The organism is Gracilibacillus marinus (assembly GCF_042651725.1).
GTDB classification, from domain to species: domain Bacteria; phylum Bacillota; class Bacilli; order Bacillales; family Amphibacillaceae; genus Gracilibacillus; species Gracilibacillus marinus.
This window is the reverse complement of sequence record NZ_JBHSDV010000001.1, coordinates 158,370-170,141: the sequence shown is the minus strand read 5'-3', so window position 1 is coordinate 170,141 and position 11,772 is coordinate 158,370. Positions and strand designations below refer to the sequence as shown.

Genomic DNA, 11,772 nt, shown 5'->3' with positions numbered 1-11,772 from the left:
TCAACCTTCAATAAGTCATCATCGGTTCGTTCCTCACCGTGATTCCTTTATTTTGGTTGCCCTGCTCCAGTCACTACGTTTCTAAACGGGAGTAGTCGCTTTTGTTTTTACTCAGATGCGTTGAATTCTTCGATGATTTTGTCTCCGCCTCGGGACTTCCAATCTTCTACTGCTTTGTCGAAGCCTGCTTTGTCAATTTGTCCTAAAATATAATTATATGTTGCATCTGTAATAATTTGTTGTAATGTTGCTCCGTCTTGTGTGTATGTTTCTGAGTATAATGGAACTGTTGGATCTTCGATTAGATAATTTTCATTATCGATAAATAATTCTTCTGATTTTGCTTTTGGCTCATAATCGAAGTATCCAATCAAACGACCATTTGTTTCTGGCTCACCGATTTCAAGCGCTTGGTATGGCTTTACTTCACGGTCATTCTTCGCTTGATCATCTCCAACTTTAGCAGCACCATCTATTACTTCATAATGCTCGCCTTCAATACCCCAATATGCCGTATTAATTACTTCTGGAGTCATCATCTTATCAAAGAAACCTAGAATTTTCTTTAAATCTTCTTCTGTCTCAACAGAACTTTTCGGGAACATTACTAAGTTACCGTAACCTGGAATTGCCCATACTCCAAATTCGCCGTGAGGGCCTTCTACATGGTTGTGCACGTCAAATACTACGTCTGGGTTGATTGCAATTGCATCATCTTTCAAACTACCAACATCGCCCATTGAACCAACATATAGACCTGCTGTACCATTTTTAATAAATTCTTGTTGATCTGTTTTACTTGTTACAGGGAAGTCTTTATTGATATATCCTTTTTCATGCATTTCTTTAAAGAAATCCATTGTTTGTACATATTCGTCAAACATAAATTCTGGTAACAGCTGACCATCTTTTTCGCCCCAATAGTTTGGCGTGCCAAACCAGGAAGAGACTGTTTTAAATGCACCATAGATTAAGTCAGATCTATCTGTTACACCAAATGTATCATCTTTCCCATTTCCGTCTGGATCATCTTCAGTAAAAGCTCTTGCCATCTCCATAAATTCATCTGTTGTTGTAGGTGCTTCTAAACCTAGATTATCTGCCCAGTCTTTACGATAAATCAGACCTTGGCGAGAAAGTGGACGCCCTTGATATAATGTATATAATTTCCCATTCACTTTTGTGTTTTCCAACACGTTGTCTTTTAATTTAGATAAGTTCTCAAATTCGTCTAAGTATGGTCCAATCTCCCAAAACTGCTCATCTTGAATCGCATCACGGAACTGAATAAATGTCGTTTGGTTCTTTAAGAACACTGCTTGTGGTAAAGAGTTTGTCGCAAACGCTGTGTTCAGTCTGTCTTCATAGTTGTTATCTGGTACCCATTGAATCTCGATATCTGTGTTTGTCAGTTCTTCTATCTTATTAAGAACTTTTTCGTCAGGTACTTCAGGTGTGTGTAAGTTTGCCATAATTGAGAATGCATATGGTTCATCTGATTCTTCTGGTTGGTCATCTGTTCCTTCTTCAGCAGGTTGTTCAGAATCTGAAGGTGTCTCTTCTCCTTCATTTCCTCCATCTGTGGAATCACTGTTACATGCTGCTGTCACTAATAAAATGAACATTAGCAACAAAACCCCTATTAACTTTTTCCAATTACTCAAATTAACCACCCTCCAAAAATTTATTTAATTTGGTTGAACAGCGTTTGCTGTCTAATTTCATGTTATAGAATAGTTTAAAAAATGTATATAATCACTTTTTCACAGTTGTTGTAAACGCTTACTAACAACGTTTTCATTTTTCGTTTTTTTTAGAGAATAATCATTATCTATTATTCCATCCAAAATGATGACATAATGATTATTTTACATTCCATGAGTTTATAAAGTACTTGCTACATAAGGGTTTAACTCGCCTTACAAAATGATTATTTCATGTAAACGCTTTCTGATTGACTTTACATCTACTTTAGATGCATTTATGCTTATTAGTATAGCATATATTAATGAGGAAAAAGGTGATTACATGGAAATTAACGGCGTATGGGGAAGTTTATATAGAGTAAGCATATGGGTGTCAAGATTTGCCTTATTAAATGTACTATGGATTGTAGCTACACTAATTGGCTTCATTCTATTAGGGATTTTCCCTGCAACCATCGCTATGTTTACAGTTGTGAGAAAATGGGTGCAAAAAGAATATGATATTCCCGTTTTTCAAACCTTTTACAAATCTTTCAAAACTAACTTTCTTCAAGCAAATGGTTTTGGTATAATTATTTATGTATTCGGTTACATTTTATCTGTATTTCTAAAATACACTGGTTTGATGAATGATAGTGTTTTCCACTCTGTTTTATTAGGGATTTTTGTTCTAGCTGCATTTTTTTATGTGATGTTACTTGTTTATATTGGACCAGTTTACGTTCATTATAATCTTAATTTTTGGCAATACATTCGTTACGCCATTACAATTGGTGCAGTTAATTTACATTATTCCATTAGTATTCTTACATTATTAACAGGTGTTTACTTTTTAACATTTCATTATCCTGCAATTAGCTTAGTATTTAGTTTTAGCGTGAGTGCTTATATTACGATGCTTCTAGCAAATATAGGGTTTGAGCAATTGTTAAAGAAGCAAAAGCAAGCAAGAATAGAAGTGGAGGAGTCTCAATCGAACATCTCAACGATCAACACTACATCCCATATTCATGAGTCGCGTTAAACTTCTAGATTAACTATATATAAAGAGAATATAATTCGAGGAAGTTGCCTATGAAAAAGTTGTCAACCAAACATTATTTTAAGTTAATTGCATTTCTTATTATTTTAAGTACAGTTCCTGTTATTATCACAGGTGGCCTTTCTTATTGGCAATCATCTCAATCAATTGTCGATTACTCGAATGACGAAAAAAAGCAAAATATCTACCAAATCCAGACAAATGTGGAGCAAGTACTTAGATACGTTGATTTATCTACAACATATTTTGTACGTTCCACTCAAACACAACAATTTCTTAGTGAACAGATGGATGCATTGTCCTTCTTAAGCTTCCATAATTTACGCAGAGATTTAAATCATCTGCAGACAATTGAGACAGGCATTGAAGATATTGTTTTCGTTAATTTTGAAAAGAATTGGTTGATCAACAATGAGGGACTTGTACATTTAGATGGCAAAACATATGAAAAAATAAATACATCCTATATGAAGTTGCCTCGTAAATCAAATTGGATATTGGAAGAAGCAGACAAAATTAATTTTCCTAATGCAACAAAGAAGAGTTGTTCTCATTACATTACACTTGTAAAAAAACTACCTATCTTATCAACAGAATCAACTGGTGTTATTGGTGTACTTATTCCTAGCTGTGAATTAACAGAGATTATGGCAAAAAGCAATGATAGTGAATCATTCTTAATTTTAGATGAAAATAATAAAACAATTGCGCATAGCAATACATCTTATATTAGCGAAGATGGTTATATTCCTCCTTCCTTGTTTAAAAAGGTAGACCATTCTCTAGATGAAGGCGAGTTTGAAGAAACGCTGAATGGAACTGCTTATAAAATTACCTATCAAACATCCGATTACAATGATTGGACATATTTATCTTTTGTCAAAGTGAGTGATCTCCATTCAAAATCTAGTTCTATTGGTTGGATTACGCTATTAATTGTAGGAATATTATTAATTATTTCCACTGCTTTTGCACTTATTGGTAGTCGTGTCCTTTATGAACCTGTAAAACGTTTAAAGAATTCAATCCAATCGAATAGTGATCCAGTCTCAGGAAATGAATTTGAATTTATCGAAACACATATTGAAAAATTACTGCATCAAAATAATCAGTTAGAACAACGTGTACAAAACCAAGTAAATCAATTAAAACAATTATTTATGATGCGCCTGCTTCAAGGCAAAGTACATCATGATGAAATACCACTAAAACTTGCTGCATTTCATTACACATTAGATTGGACGTGGCTTACTGTCGTCTCATTAAAAATAGATGTCATCGATCATAACAAATTTGAACAGAGCGACCAAGATTTAATTCTATTTGCAATTAATAATTTAATAGAAGATATTATTCCTTATACAGAATGCTTTACACCTGTTGTGATAAATGATACTCAAACAACTATTTTGATTACACATGATGACGATGATGCGGCATATACCAAACAATTAAATGATAAGATTGAAGCGATACAAAGACAAGTTCAAGAAATGTTCCATCTTACGATAAGTATTGGGATTAGTCGAAGATTCACATCACTTGAAGAAGCCAGTACCGCATTTAAAGAAAGTAAAGAAGCATTAAAATATCGATTGAAAATGGGGCAATCTTCTATTATTTTTTATGATAATTTAAATAGAAAATACACGAATATTGCGCCATATCCTACAGCAATTAAGAATAAGTTATTTGATGCAATAAAAATTAGTGATAAAGCACAAGCTGAGTGCGAATTAAATAAACTATTCGAATACATTTCAAGACATGACATTCATCACGAACAATTGGAAATCATATTGTCACGTTTTTTATATGAGTTATTTGAATTAAAAGAAATGCTTGGTATTGAACTGGATTCTTTTCAAACAACTGAAATGATTACACATTATCAATCTTTTACATCTTTACAAGAAATTCATAGCTGGGTATATGATTCGATTGTGCTTCCTTTAATCATTAATTTAGATGCAAAGGATGAAAGTAAAAACAAACGAATTTCAGATAAAATGATTCGAATAATCCAAGATAATTTCAATAAAGATATTTCATTAGATATGATTGCAGCAGAATTGCATTATAATCCGAATTATTTAAGCAGTATTTTCCAAAAAGAAACCAATTACTCCTTTAGTGAGTATTTGCTTAAATATCGTCTAAATAAAGCGAAGGATTGGCTTACAACAACAAATAAATCTGTAAAAGAAATCGCTGAAGAATTACAATACAATAACTCACAGAACTTTATTCGTTCCTTCAGAAAGTTAGAAGGCATTACACCTGGTAAATACCGAAGCGAATATAAAAACAAACAAGCTTAATTAAATACAACAATAGCCCAACCTTTATCCTTATTGATAGAGGTTGGGCTATTTGTAATTCTTATTAAAGGAAAAGTATAACTAAAATCCCGACAATGACACAGTAGTAAGAGAAATATTTTAAATTACCTTTTGCCATAATGTCCATTAACCATTTTAACGCAAAATATGTTGCAATGAATGATGTAATAAATGCAATGATGTAAGGGATAAGTAATGTATCCATCGTTGGATCTTTTAACATATCTGGAATTTCCAAAATCCCTGTACCAAGACTCACCGGAATATAAAGAAGAAATGAGAACCTAAGTGCTGTTTCTTGCTTCATTCCCATTAACATAGATCCAACAATTGTTGCACCTGAACGACTAATTCCTGGAGTCACTGCTACCGTTTGTGCAAGTCCCACAATCAGTGCATCTTTCACAGTTAAATCACCATCATCTTTTCTTCCTCTAAGATTACGTATCATCCATACCGCAACAGCAGTAATCAATAATGTAATCCCAACAACTTTTGTATTACTTAACGCTTCCCCGATTGCATCACCAAATAATACACCAACTACACCAACTGGAATGGTAGCAATAATCAAATAGATAATAAAATTAAAATCCTTTTTCGTATCTTGTTCTCTTTTCGCAACATAGCTAACTCCGTTTACTGCTAAACGAACAATATCTTTCCAATAAATGACCAGTACTGCTAAAAGCGATGCGAAATTAACAAAAATCTCAAAAGATAATCCTTTTGCTTCAATACCAAATAATTCTCTAGCTATAACAAGATGTCCACTTGAGGATATTGGTATCGGTTCTGTAATCCCCTGTACTAAACCAAGTACAAAATATTTAATTAATACAACAAATTCTTCCATCGTTAATCCCCTTCAATTCCATTACTTTGACGTTCCAATTACTGCCCTTAATACGTTTGGATGTTCTTTAAATGTCTTCGTTCCTGCGCCATATCCTATTTCACTCACAATCAAATCTGGCATACCAAGCGAAAATTCCTTAACGAGTACTTTGATAATAGCCGCACCAGTTGGTGTAGTTAATTCTCCTTTAAGTGAACTTTTTTTAATTGGGACACCTTTTAATATTTCTAAAGTTGCAGGTGCAGGAACCGGATATGTACCATGATCAATATGAATATGCCCTGATCCAACCGGGATATGTGAGGCAATGACTTTTTCAATTTCTAATTTGTCTATCAATATAGCTACACTAACGATGTCAATAATCGAATCAATTGCACCGACTTCATGAAAATGAACGTCATCTAATGATTGTCCATGTATTTTTGCCTCTGCTTGTCCAATCCCTTTAAACATCTCTAATGCCATTTCCTTCGTTTTATTAGACAGTTCACTTTCATTAATCATGGAAACAATATCTTTATATGTACGGTGATGGTGATGATGTTCATGACTATGATGATGGCTATGTCCGTGATAATGTGAATGGCTATGTTCATGCGTATCACTATCATGGTGATGACTATGCTCATGGCTATGATGATGGTCTGCATGCTTAGATTCTTCGTAAAGTACATCAAATTTATAGCTAGTTATTCCATTTTTATTCACTTGTTTTACTATTAATTCGTATTCTTTATTCATTCCTAATTTCTTTAATTCTTCTTGCAATTCATCAAACGAAACTCCTGTAGCTAATAATGCAGCTACAGTCATATCCCCACTAATTCCTGAGAAGCAATCCAAATATAACGTCTTAGTCATTTTACCACATCCTATTCCTATTTGATGATTCTATTATAATTTCTTTTTGTTGGGATTGTATAGTTGTATTATAATTATTGACAATTAAATATTAAATAGCCGAACATACTTTCAAAATTATGTTCGGCTACCTATCATTTTTTTGTTATTTAACAGATATACTTACAACAGATTTTGCAGGCAGTTGCAATGTTAATTCACTGCCACTTATTTGGAATTGATTATATTCTTCTGGTTTTACGTTATCTGGTTTATCAAACGTATTGTGTGCATCTAATTCATCTGCTGTAATAATACGTGCAGTTACATTAGACAAATCTTGACCACGTAAATCAAGCATTAAGTCTGATGCTTCACCTTTATCAAGATTACATAAAGTAATTAAGATAGACCCATCTTTTGCTTTCGAAGCAGAACCAGATATCGCTGCTATTTCTTTTTCTCCTATTTTAATTGTACTTGATTCTATATTTAAATCTAATCGTTCTGCATCTTGGTGACCTTTGTACATTTCAAAAACATGATATGTTGGTGTTAAAATCATTTTTTCCTTGTCTGTTAAGATCATTGCTTGGATAACGTTTATTGTTTGTGCAATATTAGCCATTTGTACTCGGTCATTATGATTATTAAAAATATTCAAAGATACTCCCGCAACAAGTGCATCTCGTATTGTATTTTGCTGGTATAAGAAACCTGGATTTGTTCCTGGTTCTACATCATACCATGCTCCCCACTCATCAATGATCATTGCCACACGTTTTTCTGGATCGTATTTATCCATAATTGTACCATGACGCTTAATAAGCTCTTCGATATAAACTGTTTTCTCCATCGTGATATCCCAAACGTTTTCTTCAAATCCTGTGGCAGGGCCTTTATTCCAGAATCCGCCTGGATGTACATAATAATGTAAGCTAAGTCCATCCATTAAATGACCTGCTTCACGCATTAACACTTCTGTCCAATTATAATCGTCTACATTTGCACCACCAGCAATACGGAAGATTTTGTTATCTCCGTAATTTCTGACATATGTTTGGAATCTACGATATAAATCTGCATAATATTGTGGACGCATATTTCCACCACAACCCCAATTTTCATTCCCTACTCCGAAATACTTTAATTTCCAAGGATCTGATTTCCCATTTTCTTGACGAAGATTTGCCATCGGGGATTCCCCATCAAATGTCATGTATTCTACCCATTCAGACATTTCCTGTACCGTACCACTTCCAACATTTCCATTGACATACGGTTCTGTATCTAGCAATTCACATAATCTAAAAAATTCATGTGTACCAAAGTGATTATTCTCTATGACACCACCCCAGTGCGTATTCACCATACGTTTTCTATTTTCACGTGGCCCAATTCCATCCTTCCAATGATACTCATCTGCAAAACAACCACCAGGCCAACGTAAAACTGGAATATTTAAATTACGCAACGCTTCTACTACATCATTTCGAATGCCATCTGTATTTGGTATATCAGAATCTTCTCCTACCCAAAAGCCTTCATAAATACAACGACCTAAGTGTTCTGCAAAATGACCATAAATATTTTTGTTAATGATACCTTTTGACACATCTGCATTTACAACTACTTTATTTGTCATTATTTCCACCTCATTATTATAAATTAAATTTTGTTGATTTTTGACAATACCGAATACAAGCATCGGTTAATTTGAAGAATTTGGCACCATGTGATGAAACTTCTACTTCTATCTTGTCAGAAAGTTTCCCTAATGATTTTTTAGCCCACAAATCCCTTACTTCAACTTTATTCTCTTCCATTTCTAATTGATCAAACGTTACGCCAACTGTTTTTGTCTCATCTGTCAAGTTGAACAATGCGATATATAATGTATGTTCATCTCCACACGATGCCCATACAACTGTGTCATCTTCACGCTTCACTTGCCTTGCACCATATCCATCACGATGCGCTTCTAATACTTCTTCATTCGTAACTAATGACAATGTCCATTCATCATTGTCTCTAAGTTCTCCACCAAACATTAATGGTGACTTAAATATGGACCATAGTGTCATCATTGTCACTTGCTCGTCTTCAGTGAATCGTGTGTATCGATCACTCGCTCCACCATCAACAGACCTTATACCAATATGACCTAACGGGAGCATATCTGCATCTGGCCAATATCCTGGCCCAATATTCTTACTCCATCGATAACATCTGTCAAACATATCATAAAGCAATGGCCATAAATCCCAAAAGTCATCTGTCATGCGCCACATATTTGCATTTTCCTCAAGTAAACTAGCATGGTTTAATGGCGCTGGACCTGGTGAAAGACTTAATACCATTGGACGACCACATTGATCGATTGCCTTACGTATCATTTTGATTTCTTCTGCATGAATGCCATATAATTTGGAATCCGCAATATCATCTACTTTTACAAAATCGACACCCCACTCCGCATATAAGTCAAATAAAGAATTATAATATGCTTGTGCTCCCTCTTTTGTATGATCAATTCCATACATATCCGTATTCCATGGACATATAGAATTAGGTTTAGCTATCTCTCTCGCTCTTACATCTGTGCCTAGAATTTTAGTATTTTGATGGACTGCTTGTCTTGGTATTCCTCTCATGATATGGATACCAAATTTCAATCCCAGATTATGGACATATTCAGATAATTGTTTAAAACCATTTCCATTTGCAGATGAAGGAAAACGATTCGCAGCTGGAATCAACCTTGAATACTCATCCATTTCTAATGGTACAAACGGCCGATATGCTGACGATACAGCACCAGATTCTGACCATTGGATATCCACAACAATATATTCCCATCCATAGTCTTTTAAATGTTGCGCCATATAGTCTGCATTCCCTTTTACTTCTTCCTCTGTTACAGTTGCTCCGTAGCAATCCCAGCTATTCCACCCCATAGGAGGTGTCAGTGCATATTGATGGTGTTTCATGAAGAAACCTCCTTACCCTTTATCTTATGTATTTAATTAAAAGTGACTGAGATATAACATAATAGGTAATGAGCCGATCTGAACAGATTCCCATGATCTATTTAAGTAGGATATGCACTACTTGAAGTAAGTTCAGATTTCTCCTATTTATGTAACAATCCCAGCCTCTTATTTTTCAATCATTCTATTACATTGTAAAATATTTAATCTATGCCTAGTAATCTCTGTTCCTTATTACTCGCCTCTTTTTTGTAGACGAACCATGTTCCAAGAGAATTTAGGGAAGATACCTACAAGCTTGCCATTATCTACATATGATTTACCATTACTATGAGGTTTCACATTTTCTTGGCCAGCTAAATTCACAGCTTTTGCATCTTCATTTTCTAATACGACATGTTCCACTACATCGTATCCTTCAAATGAACGAATATCAATATCCACTTCTAAATCTTGTTTTAAGTGACGATTTGTCGCAAAAATTACCACTTCACCTTTTTCTTCATTAAAGACAACAGACGGATCAAGATATGGCACATCTGTGAAATCTTTACTATCATATTTTGGTGAACTTACTACTGGGTTCAGTGCTACTCCACGTCCATATACAGAAGTATAATAATACGGATAGAAAATCGTTTGTTTCCATGCAGCTCCACCATTCTCTGTCATGATTGGTGCAATTACGTTAACAAGTTGTGCCATACATGCAACTTTTACTCGATCTGAGTGACGAAGCATTGTATTTAGCATACTTCCTACTAGTAATGCATCTTCAAATGTATAGACATCCTCTAATTGTGGAGGTGCAACCGTCCATGGTTCAATTTCTTTATCCTGATCATTGGAGTGGAACCATACATTCCATTCATCAAAGCTCAAGTACATATTTTTCTTACTACGCTTCTTCGCTTTAATATAGTCGCATGTTGAGATAACTGTTTGGATGAAATTCTCCATGTCCATTGATTTTGCTAGGAAGTTAGCTGTATCGCCACTTCTATTTCCATAATATTGGTGTAGAGAAATGTAATCAGCCACTTCATATGTGTGTTCTAATGTATCTGCTTCCCACTGTGGAAATGTTGGCATTGCGGAACTCGAGCTTCCACAAGTAACAAGTTCAATAGAAGGATCAACTAAACGCATTGCTTTACCAGTCTCAGCAGCAAGTCTACCATATTCATATGCAGTTTTTTGTCCTAATTGCCATGGTCCATCCATTTCATTTCCTAAACACCATACTTTAATATTGTGAGGGTCTTCATATCCATGTGATTTACGTAAATCACTCCAATACGTGCCACCAGGATGATTACAGTATTCTAGTAAATTACGCGCAGCATCTACACCTCTAGTTCCAAGGTTCACAGCCATCATCACATCTGTTCCAACCTTCTTAGCCCAATCAACAAATTCATTTGTACCTACTTGGTTCGTTTCCGTCACTCGCCAAGCTAATTCTAATCGTTTCGGACGGCTTTCTTTTGGACCAACACCATCTTCCCAATTATATGCAGATACCATGTTTCCGCCTGGATATCGTACGATTGGAACTTGTAATTCTTTTACAAGATCAATGACATCTTGTCTAAAACCGTGATTATCCGCTGTTGGGTGTTCTGGTTCATAAATCCCACCATATACAGCTCGTCCTAAATGTTCAATAAATGAACCATATATTCTTGCGTCAATTTCTGAAATTTGGAATTCCTTGTCGATGACCATTTTTGCTTTTACTGATTCGTTTGCCATTTGATTCATCCTCTCCTCTGATTCCTCATCATTTGTAATTCATACAGATTTAAACGCTTCCATACAAAACAAAAAAATAATAATTCGCTTTCAGTTGAACGTACATTTTTATATATACACATATAATTGAAGTGGATGTACGTATATTTAGATTACAAAACAGATGGAGAATAGTCAAGACTTTCAGCTTAAATTTAATACTATTAATAGAAAAGAAACATAGATATTTTTTCTT

General features: G+C 34.5%; 8 protein-coding genes. 2 read left to right on the top strand and 6 right to left on the bottom strand.

Annotated elements, in window-relative coordinates; genetic code table 11:
• Positions 1 to 107 precede the first annotated feature (107 nt).
• A complete protein-coding gene (locus ACFOZ1_RS00855) occupies positions 108 to 1,664 on the bottom strand; it encodes an extracellular solute-binding protein (RefSeq protein WP_390194877.1) in 1,557 nt (518 codons plus the stop codon).
• A 319-nt stretch (positions 1,665 to 1,983) separates the two neighbouring features.
• Here ACFOZ1_RS00855 and ACFOZ1_RS00850 point away from each other — a divergent pair, with 319 nt between their 5' ends.
• Positions 1,984 to 2,730, top strand: coding sequence for a YesL family protein (locus tag ACFOZ1_RS00850; protein ID WP_390194875.1), 747 nt, complete (start codon positions 1,984 to 1,986; stop codon positions 2,728 to 2,730).
• Between the two features lie 50 nt (positions 2,731 to 2,780).
• A complete protein-coding gene (locus ACFOZ1_RS00845) occupies positions 2,781 to 5,069 on the top strand; it encodes a helix-turn-helix domain-containing protein (RefSeq protein ID WP_390194873.1) in 2,289 nt (762 codons plus the stop codon).
• A gap of 64 nt (positions 5,070 to 5,133) precedes the next feature.
• On the opposite strand, the gene uppP is transcribed toward ACFOZ1_RS00845, so the two are convergent.
• The 5 genes from uppP to arfA form a co-directional block, all read right to left on the bottom strand.
• Entirely contained in the window at positions 5,134 to 5,946 is an 813-nt protein-coding gene (gene uppP / locus ACFOZ1_RS00840; RefSeq protein WP_390194871.1) for an undecaprenyl-diphosphatase UppP, read from the bottom strand.
• A gap of 21 nt (positions 5,947 to 5,967) precedes the next feature.
• A complete protein-coding gene (gene larC / locus ACFOZ1_RS00835; protein ID WP_390194869.1) occupies positions 5,968 to 6,813 on the bottom strand; it encodes a nickel pincer cofactor biosynthesis protein LarC in 846 nt (281 codons plus the stop codon).
• A 145-nt stretch (positions 6,814 to 6,958) separates the two neighbouring features.
• Complete coding sequence (locus ACFOZ1_RS00830) at positions 6,959 to 8,437, bottom strand: alpha-N-arabinofuranosidase (protein ID WP_390194867.1); 1,479 nt, start codon at positions 8,435 to 8,437, stop codon at positions 6,959 to 6,961.
• Between the two features lie 16 nt (positions 8,438 to 8,453).
• A complete protein-coding gene (locus tag ACFOZ1_RS00825; RefSeq protein WP_390194865.1) occupies positions 8,454 to 9,782 on the bottom strand; it encodes a glycoside hydrolase family 27 protein in 1,329 nt (442 codons plus the stop codon).
• A 234-nt stretch (positions 9,783 to 10,016) separates the two neighbouring features.
• Positions 10,017 to 11,537, bottom strand: a complete 1,521-nt coding sequence (arfA, locus tag ACFOZ1_RS00820) for an arabinosylfuranosidase ArfA (protein ID WP_390194864.1) — start codon at positions 11,535 to 11,537, stop codon at positions 10,017 to 10,019.
• Between the last annotated feature and the right edge of the window lie 235 nt (positions 11,538 to 11,772).